General features: G+C 50.1%; 18 protein-coding genes. 8 read left to right on the top strand and 10 right to left on the bottom strand.

The window, feature by feature from the left end; translation table 11 throughout:
- Positions 1-5 precede the first annotated feature (5 nt).
- Positions 6-464: a GNAT family N-acetyltransferase gene (locus tag KD147_RS02570; protein WP_212546779.1), complete on the top strand. Its 459-nt coding sequence runs from the start codon at positions 6-8 to the stop codon at positions 462-464.
- On the opposite strand, the gene KD147_RS02565 is transcribed toward KD147_RS02570, so the two are convergent.
- From KD147_RS02565 to KD147_RS02545, 5 genes are all read right to left on the bottom strand, one after another.
- Complete coding sequence (locus KD147_RS02565) at positions 451-876, bottom strand: DUF4826 family protein (protein ID WP_212546778.1); 426 nt, start codon at positions 874-876, stop codon at positions 451-453. The genes KD147_RS02570 and KD147_RS02565 overlap by 14 nt on opposite strands.
- Before the next feature lie 99 nt (positions 877-975).
- On the bottom strand, positions 976-2208 hold the full coding sequence (locus KD147_RS02560; RefSeq protein WP_212547038.1) for a lipoprotein-releasing ABC transporter permease subunit: 1233 nt from the start codon (positions 2206-2208) through the stop codon (positions 976-978).
- A gap of 5 nt (positions 2209-2213) precedes the next feature.
- Positions 2214-2915, bottom strand: a complete 702-nt coding sequence (lolD, locus tag KD147_RS02555) for a lipoprotein-releasing ABC transporter ATP-binding protein LolD (protein WP_212546777.1) — start codon at positions 2913-2915, stop codon at positions 2214-2216.
- A complete protein-coding gene (locus KD147_RS02550; RefSeq protein ID WP_212546776.1) occupies positions 2908-4116 on the bottom strand; it encodes an FtsX-like permease family protein in 1209 nt (402 codons plus the stop codon). The genes lolD and KD147_RS02550 overlap by 8 nt, the downstream gene beginning before the upstream one ends.
- A gap of 86 nt (positions 4117-4202) precedes the next feature.
- The gene (locus tag KD147_RS02545; protein WP_249318878.1) at positions 4203-5111 is read right to left on the bottom strand and encodes a LysR substrate-binding domain-containing protein; all 909 of its coding nucleotides are present in this window, start codon (positions 5109-5111) and stop codon (positions 4203-4205) included.
- A 93-nt stretch (positions 5112-5204) separates the two neighbouring features.
- On the opposite strand from KD147_RS02545, the gene KD147_RS02540 reads away from it, so the two are divergent.
- Both KD147_RS02540 and fghA read left to right on the top strand, forming a co-directional pair.
- The gene (locus KD147_RS02540; RefSeq protein WP_105254254.1) at positions 5205-6332 is read left to right on the top strand and encodes an S-(hydroxymethyl)glutathione dehydrogenase/class III alcohol dehydrogenase; all 1128 of its coding nucleotides are present in this window, start codon (positions 5205-5207) and stop codon (positions 6330-6332) included.
- Between the two features lie 9 nt (positions 6333-6341).
- A complete protein-coding gene (gene fghA / locus KD147_RS02535) occupies positions 6342-7190 on the top strand; it encodes an S-formylglutathione hydrolase (RefSeq protein WP_212546775.1) in 849 nt (282 codons plus the stop codon).
- 69 nt (positions 7191-7259) lie between these two features.
- Here fghA and KD147_RS02530 read toward each other — a convergent pair whose 3' ends face one another.
- Entirely contained in the window at positions 7260-9155 is a 1896-nt protein-coding gene (locus KD147_RS02530) for a beta-ketoacyl synthase (RefSeq protein WP_212546774.1), read from the bottom strand.
- A 120-nt stretch (positions 9156-9275) separates the two neighbouring features.
- On the opposite strand from KD147_RS02530, the gene KD147_RS02525 reads away from it, so the two are divergent.
- A complete protein-coding gene (locus KD147_RS02525) occupies positions 9276-10274 on the top strand; it encodes a GlxA family transcriptional regulator (protein WP_249318876.1) in 999 nt (332 codons plus the stop codon).
- Positions 10275-10629: 355 nt separating this feature from the next.
- Here the strand turns inward: KD147_RS02525 and msrA are convergent, their stop codons facing one another.
- Positions 10630-11922, bottom strand: coding sequence for a peptide-methionine (S)-S-oxide reductase MsrA (msrA, locus tag KD147_RS02520; protein ID WP_212546772.1), 1293 nt, complete (start codon positions 11920-11922; stop codon positions 10630-10632).
- A 107-nt stretch (positions 11923-12029) separates the two neighbouring features.
- Between msrA and KD147_RS02515 the strand changes: the two genes are divergently transcribed.
- From KD147_RS02515 to KD147_RS02500, 4 genes are all read left to right on the top strand, one after another.
- The gene (locus tag KD147_RS02515) at positions 12030-13367 is read left to right on the top strand and encodes an MFS transporter (protein WP_212546771.1); all 1338 of its coding nucleotides are present in this window, start codon (positions 12030-12032) and stop codon (positions 13365-13367) included.
- Positions 13368-13450: 83 nt separating this feature from the next.
- A complete protein-coding gene (pxpB, locus tag KD147_RS02510; protein WP_212546770.1) occupies positions 13451-14110 on the top strand; it encodes a 5-oxoprolinase subunit PxpB in 660 nt (219 codons plus the stop codon).
- A 3-nt stretch (positions 14111-14113) separates the two neighbouring features.
- On the top strand, positions 14114-15058 hold the full coding sequence (locus KD147_RS02505; protein ID WP_212546769.1) for a 5-oxoprolinase subunit C family protein: 945 nt from the start codon (positions 14114-14116) through the stop codon (positions 15056-15058).
- A gap of 130 nt (positions 15059-15188) precedes the next feature.
- Positions 15189-15401, top strand: coding sequence for a DUF2061 domain-containing protein (locus tag KD147_RS02500; RefSeq protein WP_212546768.1), 213 nt, complete (start codon positions 15189-15191; stop codon positions 15399-15401).
- A gap of 38 nt (positions 15402-15439) precedes the next feature.
- Here the strand turns inward: KD147_RS02500 and KD147_RS02495 are convergent, their stop codons facing one another.
- The 3 genes from KD147_RS02495 to KD147_RS02485 form a co-directional block, all read right to left on the bottom strand.
- Positions 15440-15994, bottom strand: coding sequence for an Lcl C-terminal domain-containing protein (locus KD147_RS02495; protein ID WP_212546767.1), 555 nt, complete (start codon positions 15992-15994; stop codon positions 15440-15442).
- A gap of 100 nt (positions 15995-16094) precedes the next feature.
- The gene (locus KD147_RS02490) at positions 16095-16616 is read right to left on the bottom strand and encodes a GNAT family N-acetyltransferase (RefSeq protein ID WP_212546766.1); all 522 of its coding nucleotides are present in this window, start codon (positions 16614-16616) and stop codon (positions 16095-16097) included.
- A gap of 109 nt (positions 16617-16725) precedes the next feature.
- Positions 16726-17472: a membrane lipoprotein lipid attachment site-containing protein gene (locus KD147_RS02485; protein ID WP_212546765.1), complete on the bottom strand. Its 747-nt coding sequence runs from the start codon at positions 17470-17472 to the stop codon at positions 16726-16728.
- Between the last annotated feature and the right edge of the window lie 195 nt (positions 17473-17667).

The raw sequence follows: 17667 nt of genomic DNA, 5'->3' as shown, positions 1-17667 counted from the left end.
GGTTTATGCCCTATCGGATCCACCAAGTCGACTGGGGGTCTAAAGATAACCCAATACGCCAAATTCGTGAGCGAGTCTTTGTCTTCGAATTAAACATTCCCAAAAACGTGGAATTTGACGAGCGCGACACAAGTGCCCTTCACTTTGTCGCCTACGATGAACATGGCGAGCCGGTCGCTACCGCACGGCTTTGCCAGGATGGCCTGTTGGGTCGCATCGCCGTTCTGCCCGAACACCGCAATCGCGGTATCTATACCGAAATACTTAAATTTGTACTCAGCAACGCCGCCAACTGCGGCTTTGAATCTATTTGTATTAATTGCGTGTTGGACGAGGTGGAACGCTTTAAGAAGAATGGCTTTTCGCCATGTGGGTGTGTCTTTATGGAGGCTGGCATTCCAAGACAGCGCTTGGAATGCTCGGTGTCACGCTGTGACAGTAGCCCCTTTACTATGGTTCATTAGCCCATAGATCTTGTTTGTCGTACAGCTCATAGAGGCCATGTGCACGGTTAATCAAAAGCTGGGCGAAATCCTGCTGGGTCTTCTCCAATCGGGTGCTGCTAAGCAGTTGCTCGGCTTTCACCTGCCATTGCAAAGAAAAATATCGGATGGCTTCGCGCGCCGTGTTTGCTGCTGAGACTTCCACATGATCCGCTGGTAATTGACCGGTGATCACCCAATAGGTTTTACCGTTTTGTGCCTTAAACTTCCATACCGCACAGAGCGGTGCTATAAAGCGGCTGTCTTTATCTACAACGATTTTCGGCATAATGCCTTTTTTCGCTAAATGCTTCTGGGCGGTTTCAAAACAATGGCGTTGAAAGGCACGAATTTGTTGTTCTTGTTGTGCTAATTGTTCTTGTTGTTGCGACATAATACTACTTCTATTGTTGTTGCTAGGGTCACTTTACGAAGAAGCGCCCTGCCTTGCAAGCCCTAAAGGATACAAAGCAGGAGTTTAGTTTTGTTAGTGTTAATTACCCAGCACCTTGGCCGGGTCTATCTTGGCAGCCTGCCACGCCGGATAAATGGATGCTAATACAGTGATCACCAGGGTAATAGCCGAGACCAGGGTGATGTCCTGCCAGTGGATTTGTGCCGGTAAGAAATCGATAAAATAGACGCCGGCTAATTTATTCTCACCGATAAAATCGCTCCAAAGCACGAAAATATCCGTGATATTCAGGGCCAGTAAGACGCCCACCAGGGCACCAATCAAGGTGGCTATTACGGCCGAAACCACGCCTTGAAGCATAAAGGCCTGCATGATCACCAGATCGCCGGCGCCCATGGTGCGCAAGATAGCTATCGCACTTTGCTTTTCTTTAACTTCCATAAACAGCGAAGAAATAATATTAAAACTGGCTACGGCAATGATCAGAAACACGCTGAGATACACTATCGTGCGTACCATCTGAATGTCCTGATACAGACCGCCTTGCGTTCTTACCCAGCTATTTACATACACATAGTTGTCCAGGGTGCGGCCAATGCGCATGGCCTCGCTGGGGGCACTAAACACATCATCGAGCGTCACTCGCAGGCCGGTCACCTGATCATGTTCGAGCTCAAAGGGCTGTTGTAACGTGGCCAGCGGCAGAAAAATTTGCACTTTGTCCAGCGGACCCTGGCTGTGTATTAATCCGACTACCTGTACATTTAATCGTATTGGCGCGCTCAGTGCATCACTGTGATTGCTGATGTCCGTCATTAAGAGCGTGAGGTTATCACCCGTTTCAAGCCCCAGGGCATTGGCTAACTGCGCTCCCATCACCACTTCGTTGCTGGTCAGCTGCGAGAGCTTTTTACCGCGAATAAACTCATCAACGATGGACACCTTGGTTTCTAACTCCGGCACCACGCCGCGGACCTGAGCCGCTTCCAATTGACCTCGGTATTGCGCCATGGCATTAACGGCGATAAAAGGCGCCGCCGCCTTTACATTATCCTGTTGCTGTAAACGCTGTTGCTTTTGCGGCCATTGGGCAATGGGCTTATCGGCGGCCACATATTCAACATGAGGAACCAGAGCCAATAAGCGCTCCACCAATTGTTGCTGAAAGCCGTTGACAACGGACAGCGCCAATATAAGTACTGCCACACCGAGTATAATGCCAAGACTAGAGCTGCGGGCCATAAAGCCCATAAAACCGCTATGGCGCTGCGATTTACGAAAACGCTGTGCCAATAGCAGACTTAAAGACATAGCCTTCATAGGGTATCAACCTCGGTGTGCTGCGGGCTCAGTAGGCCCTCGTCCAACACCACGGTGCGCGTCAAGCGACTGGCCAGGTCTAGGTCGTGGGTTACGACCACAAAACTAGTCCCCAGGTCCTGTTGCAACTCCATAAGCAAGGCAAAGATCCGTTGGGCGTTATGTTTATCCAGGTTACCGGTTGGCTCATCGGCCAGAACCAGATCGGGCTCGCTGACCACGGCGCGGGCGATGGCGACACGCTGGCGCTCACCACCGGATAGTTTGGCCGGTTTATGGTCGGCACGATGTGACAGGCCCACCTTTTCCAGCATGACTTTCGCTTTTTGCTGAGCTTGCTTGGCATCCATCCCGGCTATCAACAAGGGCATGGCGACGTTTTCCAGCGCCGTAAACTCCATTAAAAGATGGTGAAACTGATAGATAAAGCCCAAGTGCTTATTACGAAACAGTGCCTGTTGTTTGCGGGATAATTTCGCTACCTCGGTATCACAAATAACCAGGTTACCCGAAGTGGGTTTATCCAAGGTGCCGAGAATATGTAACAAGGTACTCTTACCTGAGCCGGATGAGCCGACGATGGCCACACTTTCGCCACGTTCGACGGTTAAATCGACCCCTTTGAGCACCTCAATTTGCTCCGCCGCATCGCTGTACACTTTGGTCAGCTTGTGGCAACTAATCACTATACTACTCATACCTTAATACCTCTGCTGGGCGCACCTCGGCGGCTTTTTTCGCTGGATACAATGTGGCGACAAAACTCATGACCACGGCCCCAAGCACTATCAACGCCAAATTGCTGTAGGACACCACCACGGGCAGTTGCTGTTGACCGAATAAATGTAAACCGACTGCCGCCAACAAGGCATTGAGGTTGTACACCACAAGCACGGCTAAAATGGCGCCAATGACACTGCCGACCACGCCGTTATACAGGCCCTGGATCATAAAAATACGGGCGATTTGGTTATGATCTAACCCCAGGGTCTGCAAGATAGCGACCTCGCCTTGTTTTTCCCTGACCATCATGGTCAAGGACGATAATATATTGAATACGGCAACCAGGAAGATCAGCCCGAGTAACAGGCTCATGATGCGTTTTTCCATGGCGACCGCGGCAAAGAGACTGCCCTGGCTTTGGCGCCAGTCACTCACTCCCTGACGCTGCTCCTCACTTAAGCGCGACAACACCAACTCACTGCTAAAAGCATCGTCAAGCATGACTTCGATTGGCGCATCCTCGGTGTTTCTAACGCGCAATAAACGTTGTAATGACTCGCCGGAAGTAAACAGGGTGTGCATGTCCAGCTCAGAGCCGGTGCGGTAGATAACTGCCACGGTAAATAGTCGCTGGGCCGGAATGCGGCCCATGGGGGTATAGGTAGAGACGCTGGGTATCGTAACGCGCAGTTTATCGCCCACACCCACACCCAAAGTACGGGCCAAATAGCGACTAATAGCGATGTGATAGCGCTCATCATAAAGGCTTTGTGCCCTGCCCACCTCGATGTTATCAACCACATTATCAGGCAAGCTGGTATAAGGCGCTTGCAACAGCACGCCCTGAATATCGGCGGCGCTTTGTACTATGGCCTGAGCCTGGTGGTAACGCTTAACCGACATAACCTCCGGTTGTGCCTTTAAACCGGCAATTAACTCCTGCTGCGCCTGGGGCTCGCGCTCGGCCATGGTAAATTGCAAATGGGGGATCATCGACAGCATGGTGCGTTTTAAGTTGTTTTCAAACCCATCCATTACCGACATCACGGTAAACAAGGCGGTGATGCCGAGGGCGATGCCGGCGATAGAAAAAAACGAGACAAAGGAGACAAACGCACTGCCTTTAGATAAGCGCGAATAGCGTAGACCAATAAATAAACTGACAGGCTTATACATCAACAGCTTAACAATAAATCGAAATTGTCACGATGCTAACACAGGGACGCGGCCATGGGTATGCTCAGCGCCTCTGCTAGGCGAATTTATCGCCCCAGCCCCAGGTCATTGCTGGCACCAAGTTTAGCGCTCAGGTGCTCGGCCAGATAATCCATCAACGCCTTGGTGGCATTGGCTTGGTATAAATTTGCCGGAGTAATGGCGGAGATCGGCTCTTTTTGGATAGCAAAGCTATGCAACACTTCCTTAAGCAGACCCTGATGCAATGCCGATTGAACATAGTAATCCGGCAGCTGTACCAACCCCAAGCCACGCATAGCCGCATCGGCTAAGGCCCAGCCACTGTTGCAGCGCAACTTGGTCTTGGCAATTTTTACCTGCCTCAGCCGCGTGCCCTCTAGAAACCGCCAGGTATCGGAATGGCCCAGCAGGCACTGATGATGAGCAAGCTCACTGAGCGCATAGGGCTGGCCATATTCGTTTAAATAGTCAGGCGATGCGCACACCACTACCGCCCTTGAGGCCAGCCGCCTTGCCTTGAGGTTGGAGTCCGCCAACTCACCGATGCGAATGGCCAGGTCTATGTGTTCACCGATCAAATCCATGGTTTGGTTACTCAATACCATGGTCACGCTGACCTTGGGATAGCGAGCCATGTAGTCATGCACCAGAGGCATAATAAATTGCTCACCGAACATCACCGGCGCGGTTATCTTCAATTGGCCGCTGGGTTGGGCCTGTTGCTGTTGCAGTGCCCACTCCCCCTGCTCCAATACGCTTTGCGCTTTTTTGGCATGGTGCAATAACAACTCCCCTTGTTGCGTCAACACCACCTTACGGGTGCTGCGAACAAAGAATTGGGTGTTGTAATACTCTTCCAAGGCTCTGACGGAACGACTGATATGGGCCACCGACGTGCCAATTTGCCGTGCCGCGGCGGTAAAGGATTGGGCTTGCGCCGCAGCGATAAATTCCGGCATACCTTGCCAACGCATTATTACCTCTGTGTAAAAGTATCTTAATTCCGGTTGAAACTTACCATAATGTGTAATAATTTCACCTCATTTCATAAGAAGAGATCCATGGTTATGGCTGAATTTATTAAATCAAAAGCCGCCGTTGCTTGGGGCCCTAAGCAACCACTTAAAATTGAAGAAGTCGATGTGATGATGCCTAAGGCCGGCGAAGTGCTGGTGAAAATCCATGCCACCGGTGTGTGTCATACCGATGCCTTTACCCTTTCAGGTGAAGACCCTGAAGGCATTTTCCCGGCCATTTTGGGCCACGAAGGCGGCGGTGTGGTAGAAGCCGTGGGCGAAGGCGTAACCAGCGTGGCCGTTGGCGACCATGTTATTCCTCTTTACACCCCGGAATGCGGTGAATGTAAATTCTGTACCTCGGGTAAAACCAACCTGTGCCAAAAAATTCGCGAAACCCAGGGCAAGGGCCTGATGCCAGACGGCACCACGCGTTTTTATAAAGACGGTGAGCCTATTTATCACTACATGGGCTGCTCAACCTTCTCCGAGTACACTGTGTTACCGGAAATTTCACTTGCCAAGGTCAATAAGGATGCACCTTTGGAAGAGGTATGTCTGCTTGGATGTGGCGTCACTACCGGCATGGGTGCGGTGCTTAATACCGCCAAGGTACAACCCGGTGACAGCGTCGCCATTTTTGGTCTGGGCGGCATTGGTCTGTCGGCCATTATCGGCGCTAAAATGGCCGGCGCAGGTCGTATTATCGGTATCGATATTAATGAAAGTAAGTTTGAGCTGGCGAAAAAGCTCGGCGCCACCGACCTTATTAACTCCAACGATTATGATAAGCCAATTCAGGAAGTGATCGTTGAGATGACCGACGGCGGTGTGGACTATTCGTTCGAGTGTATCGGTAATGTCAATGTCATGCGCAGCGCTCTGGAATGTTGCCACAAGGGCTGGGGTGAGTCGGTGATCATAGGTGTTGCCGGTGCCGGTCAGGAAATCTCAACCCGTCCATTCCAATTGGTTACCGGCCGTGTATGGCGTGGTACTGCCTTTGGTGGCGTAAAAGGCCGCTCCGAGCTGCCAGAAATCGTTGAGCGTTATCTTAATAATGAGTTCGCGCTGAATGACTTTATCACTCATACCATGGCGCTTGAGGACATCAACGAAGCGTTTGAGTTGATGCACGCAGGTAAAAGTATTCGCAGCGTCATCCATTACGATAAGTAAGGGGGCAACATGAGCCTAGAGTTACTTGCCAACAACAAGGTCCACGGTGGCTGGCATAAACGCTACAGCCATAAATCGTCGGTCAATAACTGCACCATGACCTTTGCCATTTTTCTTCCGCCCGGCGTGGATGAAACAACCAAGGCACCTGTGCTGTACTGGCTGTCAGGATTAACCTGTACCGATGAAAACTTTATGCAAAAAGCAGCGGCGTTTAAAACCGCCGCCGAGCTCGGCATAATTCTTGTGGCACCGGACACCAGCCCGCGAGGCGAGGGGGTGGCCGATGATCCCGAGGGCAGTTACGACTTCGGTTTAGGCGCCGGCTTCTACGTCAATGCCACCGAGGAGCCCTATAAGCAGCACTACCAAATGTATGACTATGTTTGCTCTGAGCTGCCTGCTTTAATCGACGAGCACTTCCCCAGTAATGGCAAAAAGGCCATCAGCGGCCATTCCATGGGTGGCCATGGGGCCCTGGTACTGGGTTTACGTAACCTCGGCGAATACCGCAGTGTTAGTGCCTTTGCTCCCATTACCAACCCGCTAAATTGCCCCTGGGGTGATAAGGCCTTCAATGGTTATCTTGGTAAAGACAGGGAGAGTTGGAAAGCCTATGACAGCTGTGAGCTGCTGCGTCATACCCCGGTTGATAGCTGCCCGCCGCTGTTGGTCAGCCAAGGCATGAATGACACCTTTTTGGAAAGCCAGTTACGCCCGGAGCGTTTGGTCGCAGCGGCCGAGCAAGCCGGTGTCTCACTTTGCCTTGAGCAACACCCGGGTTACGATCACAGTTACTTCTTTATCAGTAGCTTTATCGACCAGCATCTGCGTTTTCACGCCAAATACCTAGGCTAACGAAAGCGCATTTGCAGAGTATAAAAAAGCCCCGAACATTCGGGGCTTTTTTATTTTTTTATAACCGGTTTATTTGGTCATGTCACTGTACGGATTGGCAATATCCAGACGTACCGGCTTATCAAAACCCGGGATCTGCATCTGCTCGGTGTCGAAGCTGATGGCATTTTCATCGATTAGGCCTTCGCCGAAACGATAGATCAATGAAAACTCGCCGCGCTGCGCCTGTTCAAAATAGGCTTGCTGCTGTACAGCCGTCTCTTTATAAGCCACTTCGTGAGCGGCAATGGCCGCATCGCCATGGCGGGCCGCCAACATGCGTTTCGTCACACTTGGGCTCAGCACAGGCGCGGTGGCATTATTACCGCCAAAGCCTTTAGAGTTTATAAAGGCCACGTCCTGCGGTGCACACTGATAGTGCTCCAGGCTGATATTAAGGCGCTCGCTAAATACATCGTCTGCCACCTTATCTATGGTGGTTACGCCCGGCATGATGTTGTCGCTAAACACACCCAGGGCAAAGGCAAGCTGATCGCCACTGGCCGGCGCTATGGTGTGGCCAACAAAGGCTTTTGGCGCCACAACAGGCCAATCGTTTATGCCATAGGCAGTGGCGATACGGTCGTAAATCGCCGACTCGGTCACACGGTTTTGCGGTGTGCTTGAGCCATGGGCAAGGATAAAGCTGCGCTCGCTGATGGCTTCATCGCCAACAATGGCCTGAGCAAGGGCTACCGCTTTGGCCATGGTGATATAGTTACCCGGACCCGGTGCGGTAATAGACTTCTTAAAGCCATCGGCATTTACAAACACATCCGGCACACTGCCAAGAATGTCTGCGCCCAGTTCCAATGCCAGGGCATCATCCATTAGGATGGTAACCTGAGCACCCTCACCTATGGTGAAACCACAGTTCTCGCCAAATGGACGCGAGGTACGACGGTAATCCACCTGGTCGCTGCCATCGAGCTTTTTCAGGTTTTCGTCATTGGCCAAGGCGCCCATATTGCCGAAACCTTCGATGATTTCCGGCTCGATGGCACATTCGCTTGAAGCCACGATAGCAACACGAGTACGACCAGCCTTGATGTCGTGCACGGCGGCACGCAAGTTATACAAGAAGGTGGCACAGGCACCCGAGGTGGTAAAGGTAGTACCCACGTTACCGGTCACATAGGCATTGATAAAGTCGGTGGACATGGTATTAAGGCCCAGTGCCAGTTGCTTAGTGCTCACACGGTCGCCCTGTAGACGCGCCTTAAACAGACCACCCAGACCTTCGCTGTTCACCTGACCAGCCACAGACGCACTGTAGGTACCGATTTGATCCGGCTCCACCGAGTTCATCACCTTTTGCCAATCCAAACCGCTGGCATGAATGGCATCGCTGGCGGCGAAGATGGTGGCTTGCAGGCCACGTGGCTGGTAACGGCTGTTATACATTAGCGATGGTTCAAAACCGGTAGGCAATTGACCCGCCGCTTTAATGGGGTTGTCACGGTAGCTGTCGTGCTTAATTTCAAAGTCACCACAAATCGTCACTTCAACCTGGCCTTTTTCCAGCTCGGTCACTTGCCAATTGCTTGGCAGCGGCTCAGGTAGCTGGCGTTTACGGGTAGTAAAACTAATTGGTGCGCTGGCTTGGGCAACCAATTTTTGATGTGAATGAGTGGCATCGACATCGAAGAAACGCTCTTCAATACGACGAATCAGGGTGCCGGCCAGGATCTGCTCGCCCAGTTGGGCCTCTACATTATCGGCGCTGATGGCAACGCCATCCTGGCTCACCAATTGTCCCTGCTCGTCACTTACCAGATTCATTAAACTGGCCAGGCCTAGTAGGGTTTCTTGACGCTGCGCCAATGGTAAAGCGTCGAGCACCACGCGGCGAAAACCCTGGTTAAATGAAGTGCGCCCGGCGGCATTAATACCACCCATGGCAACAATTACAGGTAATGCACTCATAACAACTCATTCTTTTACTTTGGAAATTGTCCCTAGTGTAAGTGGAACAACGCGGTCAATATGTGCTTTAATGGCCATACATTTATCAAATGCGGCCAATTTTAAATGGTCGGATCTTTTATGAAGCCTTTTAACGTCTTAATTGCCCTGTATCCACAGATGCTGGCCACCAGCTTGACCCTGCCTTTTGAGATGCTCCACGCCGGCTATGCCTTTGCGCGGCGCCATAATAAAGAAGCGCCAAAACTCTGTCTGCAGTTGATGGCACAAACCACTGAGCCGGTTCTCGCCCACAGTGGCCTGCCCTTCACCGCCAACGTCGGTTTGGATGCATTAGATAGGTGTGACTTACTTATTTTACCCAGCCTGTGGCGTAACCCGCGTCCGGTATTGAGAAAACAGGAGCGTATGATACAGGCACTGTCAAAGCTCGACCCAAAACGCTGTGCCATGATAGGCGTTGGCACCGGCAACTGCTTTCTCGCCGAGGCCAAGTTGCTCGATGGCCACCCGGCCACCACCCATTGGCATTATGCCGATCAGTTTAAACGGGATTACCCCAAGGTTGAGCTAAAGCCCGAGTACTTTATTACCCAGGCCGAAGGGCTCTACTGTGTTGCCAGCCTTAATGCCTTGGCGGATGTCATTGTGCATATCCTTGAAAACCTGTATGGCCGTGAATGTGCCCTGCATGTGCAGCGCAACTTTTCCCATGAGGTGCGCAAACCCTATGAGCAACAGCGTTATCTGGAGGGCATGAATGAGCGCCACCCCGATGAGCTTATCGCCCAGGTCCAATTTTGGCTGAAGAATAACCTCAGTGCCGAACTAAGCATCGCCGAAATAGCCAGTCAATTTGCCATTTCTCAGCGCACCCTCACTCGGCGCTTTAAGCAGGCCACCGGCCTAAGCCCCAATCAATATTGGCGCAAGCTTAAGGTACAGGCCGGGCAAGAGTTACTCGCCAATTCCAACCTCAGCATTAACGACATCGCCCTGGAATTGGGCTTTAACCACCAGGCGCTACTCAATAAGCTCTTTGCCCAGGAATTAGGGCAAAGCCCGAGTGAGTACCGTACCCTGGTGCGGAAGAAGCTTTTTAGCAGCGACAGTGATTAGGGTCTGTTGACCTTTGTTGTTTGTTTCTGCAGCAGCTTGTAGTGTATTTATACAAGGCGGCACATGTGTGGTGTAGTTATTCTACATAAACATGTAACAACACAGTAGAAATGCGCTACAAGCGCTGCCCTACGGGTTCATCTAAACGCATCCTGCTCTGTGTTACTCGCTATGTACATAGGCGAGCAAGGCCGAAGCAATGCTTCGCAGCTTAGCGAGGTGAGCGCATGGATGCGCGATGTAACCAAGCTTCATGGATGAATTTAACCACATAAATCAGTGATTATATTCATCAGAATGCGTTTAGATTGAACATAAAGTAAACCGCAAAGATAAACAGACCCTGGCCCAAGCTCTATTGCGCCTTGGTGCCAGCAAGGTATTGGGCACGGGGCACAAACTCAAGTACGGTGGCATTGATGCAATAACGCGGTTTTCCTCCCGGTCCTTCGTTAGCGAATACATGGCCGAGGTGAATACCGGAGGATTTAGAGCGAATTTCCACCCTGCGCATACCATAGCTGTTGTCCTGATGACGGGTGACCTGCCCGGCAACGGGCTTAGTAAAAGACAACCAGCCGGTGCCGGAATTAAAGCGGTCTCTGGTATCGAATAGAGGCGCCCCGGAGAGTTTGTCTATGAACACACCGTCCGGGGTGTTTTTAAAGATTTCATATTCCTTACAAAAGCGATTATCCGTGCCCTTGTTAAAAGCGACCCGATAGGCCTCGGTGTTTCCTAATTTGAACGCGCCCAATGCCTTATAAAAAAGACCTGGTTCCATATAGCCCTGATAGCCCGCCACCTCCTTGCCGTTTTCTAAAAATAGTATGGTCGGCGTCGCAAAGGTGGGCGTGGTCACCGTCAGGCCATCAAGCTGAGACGCATAGCGCATATGTACCTTGATCGAGCCTTGATAGTCATTCAGTACATCCGCCTTAAATTTTTCACAGTAAGGGCAATAGGCACGGGCATCCAGCATGACAATATGCTTACCCTTTAACAGCAGCGTATTATCGATCCGAGCTTCTTCTTGTTTTGCAAAACGAACCCCGGTTGAGTGATCCGGGCAATAGCCATTTGGGTTCTTTTGCAAATAATCCTGGTGGTATTGCTCGGCGGGATAAAACCTATCCAATGGCTTTATCACCGTGGCTATCTGGCCATAGCCTGCCTCTGTCAGTAATTTTTGATACTGATTTTTTATTGTATCGGCAATGCCCTGCTGCTCTTCATTATAGGTCAGAATGGTAGAGCGATACTGGGTTCCCCTATCATTGCCCTGGCGATTTACCTGTGTGGGGTCGTGTTGTTCAAAGTAGTACCGCAATATTTGCTCTAAGCCGACAACATTGGCATTAAAGGTGACGCGCACCACTTCTGCATAGTTGTTTTCGTCGTAACGGCGTTTTCTGGCAATGATGTTTTTATAGGTCGGTTTAAAACCGCGCCCGTCGGCATAGCCGGACTCGGCGTTGAGCACCCCTGGCATGGCTTCAAAGCGTTTTTCCACTCCCCAAAAGCACCCGGCCCCCAGAACAATTTGCGTCGTCGCATCGGTCATATTTGCCTTGTCGGCGCCGAGCACGCTGCTTGCGCCGAGCCCAAGTAGCAATGAAATTATGCATAAAAACAACTTGTTAAACATTCTAACCTCTCTAAACTAAACTATGACAGCGCACCTACATAGCCGCATAAAAATCGGCCTTACTATTTAGATGACCGTATAAACATGCAATTTATTCATTTGAGGTTATGAAAACAAAAATAAGCAAAGAACAACTCTTCACGCGTTTAGCCAACAGCGAAGATGCACGAGCCTGCAAAGGGATTGATGACGCCGCCTGCAAGGTGGTCTCGGGTAACTATGTCACCTTATTGCTCTCGCAGGTACTGAGTCAGTTTGCCGACGCCCTGCTCAACCCAAAAGTGACCCTGCCTTGGCTGTTACACGCCCTTAATGTGCCCAGTGCCTTCATTGCCTGGTTGGTGCCTATTCGTGAATCGGGCTCCTTGTTACCCCAACTTGCCATTGCCGACTATGTCCGCAGTCTGCCTATTCGCAAATGGGTGTGGGTTTTCGGTGCTTTGGTGCAAGCCCTGAGTATTTTTGCCATGGTATTAGTGGGCCTGACCCTAGATGGCAACCTTGATGGCAACCTTGATGGCAACCTAGAAGGCAACCTGGCCGGGTTTGCCATTATTGCCTTGCTCGTTATTTTTTCGCTGGCGCGCGGGTTTAATTCGGTCGCGGCAAAAGACGTACTGGGTAAAACCATTCCCAAAAAGCAAAGAGGCGGAGTCTCTGGCTATGCGGCCAGCGCTGCCGGATTTGCGACCATCACCTTTGGCCTTGGGCTTTGGTACTTTCAACGCCACGGCGATAAAGCCTCGGTATTAATTGCCCTCGGGGCAGGCGCCCTGATGTGGGTTTTAGCCGCATTGGTTTATGCAAAAATCGACGAATACCCAGGTGCAACCGAAGGTGGAAAAAATGGCTTGCTTCACGCGCTAGGTAAGTTACGCCTGCTTATCGACGATAAACCCTTTGCTCATTTTGTGCTGACTCGGGCGTTACTGCTTTGCTCGGCACTGAGTGCACCTTTTTATATCGTCCTAGCCTCAGAGCAAGGGTTTAACTTCTCCCTGCTTGCCGTGTTTTTGGCTTTATCCGGCTTTGCATCCTTGATATCCGGCCCTTTTTGGGGCCACTTAAGCGACCGCTCTTCAAAGCAGGTATTGGTTTTCGCATCCATACTGGTGAGCGTTAATGGTCTCTTGGTGTATTTGGTTGCCACCAATTTACCCTCGTTATTAGCAAGTACCTTCTTCTTACCCGGCATGTACCTAATATTGACCATTGCTCACCAAGGTGTGCGTCTGGGAAGAAAAACCTACTTGGTCGATATGGCCGACGGCAACAAACGCACCGACTATGTTGCGGTAAGCAATACGGTGATCGGGGTGTGCTTGCTGGTCTTGGGTAGCCTCGGCTTTTTGGGTAACTGGTTAAACAATGCCGAACTCATTTTGATATATAGCCTCATGGGGATCGCAGGAGCGTTGAGCGCAATTTTGTTGCCTCGACAGTGATTATCTTGCAACCTGCTAATTATTAAACCATAACTGACGCTTGCCAGGGTTTAAGGTAAGCCGTGTGAAGGACCTAAACTACCATGTCAGCAAAGCTGCCACCGCCACAATACTATCGCCTCGACGACACTTGCTTGGTCATTGATTGCCAACACATAAATCAGTTAGATCATAAACAAAAGCAGCGGCTTATTAATTATGTGGCCATGCAATGCCATGCTCGCCATGAGGTGGTAGATGCGGTGAGTGCCGATGAAAGTCTCACCTTGTACTGCGAACTTGGTACCGACTTAAGTACCTTAGAACGTCAGTGCACAGATCTGTGGTCAGGGTTTGACGACGGCCATTTGGTGTCGCGCCATCACCTTATTCCGGTGCGTTATGGTGCTGATCATGGCATTGATTTAGCGCGTGTTGCCGAGCAATGCAATTTAACCGAGCGACAGGTCATCGATGCTCATTGCGCGAGTAAGTACGACGTCGACTTTCTCGGCTTTCAGCCCGGCTTTGCCTATATCAGTGGCCTAGACTCGCGCCTGCATCTGCCACGTCTGGCTACGCCGCGCACCCTGGTTCCCAAAGGCAGCGTTGCCATTGCCGGTGATAAAACCGCCATCTACCCAGCCAACTCCCCGGGCGGCTGGCATATTATCGGCCACACCGAGCTGACCTTGTTTGACCCACTCAGTCAGCCACCGGCATTATTCGCCCCAGGCGATACCTTGAGCTTTACGGAGGCCTAAACCATGTTGACTGTAATTAAGCCCGGTCCTCAGCTAACCATTCAGGATCTTGGTCGCTTTGGCCAACGACATTTAGGCGTCTCCCAATGCGGTGCGCTCGATAGCGATGCCCTTCGGGTCGCCAATTTACTTGTAGGCAATGACGAACAAACCGCCGCCCTGGAAATCACCCTGGGCATGGCCAAACTCCGCTTTGAGCGCCCAGCCTGTTTTGCCCTCAGCGGTGCCGATATGAGCGCCAATCTAGATGGCCGGCGCATAGAGCCGGGCTGGTGTTACCAGGCCAATGCTGGACAAACGCTGACTTTTGCCTCCTCGTCCCTTAACCTGCGCTGTTATATGGCCGTTAGCGGCGGTTTTGCCTTAGAGCCGGTTTTGGGCAGTCGCAGCACGGATTGCATGGCCGGGTTTGGCGGCCTCGATGGACAAGCCCTGCAAGCGGGGCAACAACTTGCCTTCGCCACCAGCGACTTTCAGTGGCTTAATTGGGGGGCCAAGTTACCCAGGCGCCAGGGCCCAATCCATTATATTGCCGAACCCAGAGAGTTTGGCCTATCACCGCACTTGAAACTGGCGTTTAGCGAGACAAGTTGGCAGGTATCGGCGCAAAGTAACCGCATGGGGTTGCGCCTGCAGGCAGAGCCAAACAATACTGCTCTTAGCCATACGCTAAGCATTAAAAGCACCGCGGTGGCTCCAGGCAGTATACAACTGCCGCCCAGTGGCGAGCCCATTGTCTTGTTAAATGACTGCCAAACCACCGGCGGTTATCCGCTGCTGGGTCAGGTGATCGCCGCGGACTTGCCGCGCTTAGGGCAATTGAGGGGCGGCCACAGCGTCTCCTTTATGGCTGTGACACTGGCACAGGCGCGACATTTAAACCAACAACATCAGAACGAGCTGAACCGCCTGCGTCTGGCCATGCGCTATCGCCGCGAGTCTTGTTAAAACGCTCAAAAGCTGATTTGAGTTGTTCATTCTGTTTTTATGATTGTATTAATTATATAAATCCATTTTATCTATCAGCATGTCTGGCTAATAATAAACGAACTAGAACTGGAGATTTGGAAAATTAGTCATGAAAAAAACAGCCACCTTTGCAACCATGCACTTTACCATTGCCTTTGGCGTCACCTACCTATTAACCGGTAGCCTGGTGCTCGGCGGTCTGGTCGCCATTGTCGAGCCGGCGGTGAATACAGTGGCATTTTACTTCCACGAAAAGGCCTGGGGGATGATTGAGCGTAAGAACGCAATTAATGTAGAAGACACTAGTGTGATGCTTGCTTAAAGCTGCGTCTCTATGTCTAGTGAATTTAAATAAAACACTCAATCCTCAGGATTTGAAACGCAGGAAGCGTAGGTAGTAAAGCTCGGGAATAAGTGGGGGTTGTCGCTCGTGATGTTCGGTTCACTGGTGCTCACATAGCCATAACCGAGATCCACGTCGTGATAGTTAGAATCATCAGCTGTCACCGACCAGTAAGTGCCATCGGTTGGCCAACCGCGGGCGCTAAACATATTACCGTAACTGTCGTATAACCCTATTAACTCTTCTCGCGTTGGTAAGCGCCAGTTGGTTCGCCCTCCGAGACTTTGGGAATTATAGGTATTACACAGTGCCTTTGCATTATTCCAATTGAATAGGTAGAAAATGCCGGATGGTCCCCGTGTGCCATCCACAGTCCAAGTTGGGTGTGTTGGATGTGTTGGACTTCCTCCAATACTGTCTAGGTAAGCCACTGATGGTGAGTTAGTAAACAATTTTCCACTCCCCGTATCGAAGACATCAATACAGCTATTTGCGAGAGAAGCGCAATTGCTGGAGCCACTGACTGTAGTACTCAATGCAAGTGCTATTACTGCAATTAATTTGAATTTCATGTGTCTCTTAATTTAGTTAGTCCAGCACAAGGCTGTTTATTCTCTATCTAATTAAACATTGCCGCAGCCAATTCAGGCTTAACGCAGTGGTAAGCAGCGTCTATACGTGCAGCGAGTATATGCCGATTGCCTGTTCTTTATTTGGGATGTCCAATGTATTTGACACTTTCCTTAAAAGCCTTGCTCCGGCACGTTCAATTATTTTAATGCTGGCAAAATTGTTTTCTAAACACTGGAATTCAATGGTTCGTACACCCTGCTCATTCGCTAAGTAGGGGATCATCACCGCTAAGATTTGCCCAACCACCCTATTGCCTCGGGCGTTGTCGGCAAGCCAGTAACCGAGCTCACAAACCCCCTTATCACGATCAAGGGATTTAACCCCAAACACACCACTGAATTGGTTGTGAAACTGAATCGAGAACCACTGCGCCCTATCTAGGCCACTCGTTAAACGGCTTTTTATATAGGCTCGAGCACCGGAAACATCTGCAACGCTTTTTTCCCACGCCATATATTGCGCTAGGTTTGCTCTACTTAGCTCAACCGCCTCATACAGTGCCGGTGCATCTGCAACGCTTAGATGTTCAAGGTGTATATCACTGGATATCTTTAGGAACATAGAGCCTCTTTTTATGGGTAAGTCCTGGGTATAACGCCTTGCATCACCGGAAGCAAAGGGAAAAGCGACGAAGGAGCGGCGCATTTTGCTGTCCGAGTGAATGCGATTGTTATGCTTTTTTATTGATAGCATCTATAGCTTTAAGCATTGCTGAGATATCCTGCTTCATTCTTTCAGTAACCTGCAGATCGTCATAGTACTGCTTTCCATGAAAACGAATTATTACTTCTTTTGAAGAGGATATTTTGTCTACAAGCATACGGTACTCCGCTTTATCTAGATCGAGGTAGGTGTATTCCCATACTTTAGTGTAGTGATCTCTATAGAATTTAAGTGCAGGGGATTTCCAGGTAAAATCATCGGCAACAATTGTAATTCTATTGGCAAAGATCCAATCGCTTCCGTAGTAACGTATTTTTAGCAACGCGCTCGCTTTGGATTTCGTAAAACTACCTTTCAGCGAAACGTATGAATTGGAAGAGTATGGGCCAGATATATATCTAAGTGGCTCAAATTTTATGATTTTATCTACTTTATCATACTCCTTATAGAATCTTGTTACCCCATTCAGTACGTCATTTCTTTTACCTAATGGAAGGCTTTCAACATACTCTTTTAAGAATCCGTTCCAAGTGTCACCTCGTAAGAGCATGTCGTTACTTAGCTTCATCTCGCTAGGATAGTATTTGTAATTAACGTCGGTTTTTAACTCTGCCCCTTCAACCAAAGGCTCCCATTTAGGTGTAACCGAGGAAGTTTGTGCAATATTGTCTGTTGAACGCGACGAATAGGTTGGGTTAGTTGCCGAACAACCAGCCAGTATGAAAGTGATGACAATTGCGAATATTCTTTTCATTGGTACGATTCCTTTTTGAGCATAACATGTTTATAAACAGCAAATTGCACGTTTTTCTACGACAGTTTTGCTTGTTTTTTTCCTTTCTCTATTGATAACAAATTCTTGTAGCCCTTACTAGTGTGGAACTCAAAGCTGGTAGCTTAAAAGAGCAGCCCGACAAAATAGAAGCGATTGGGTCGTTTTCTTGACTAT

Source organism: Pseudoalteromonas sp. BDTF-M6 (genome assembly GCF_018334135.1).
GTDB lineage: Bacteria > Pseudomonadota > Gammaproteobacteria > Enterobacterales > Alteromonadaceae > Pseudoalteromonas.
The sequence above is the reverse complement of the archived record's forward strand: the minus strand, read 5'-3'. Positions and strand labels throughout refer to the sequence as shown.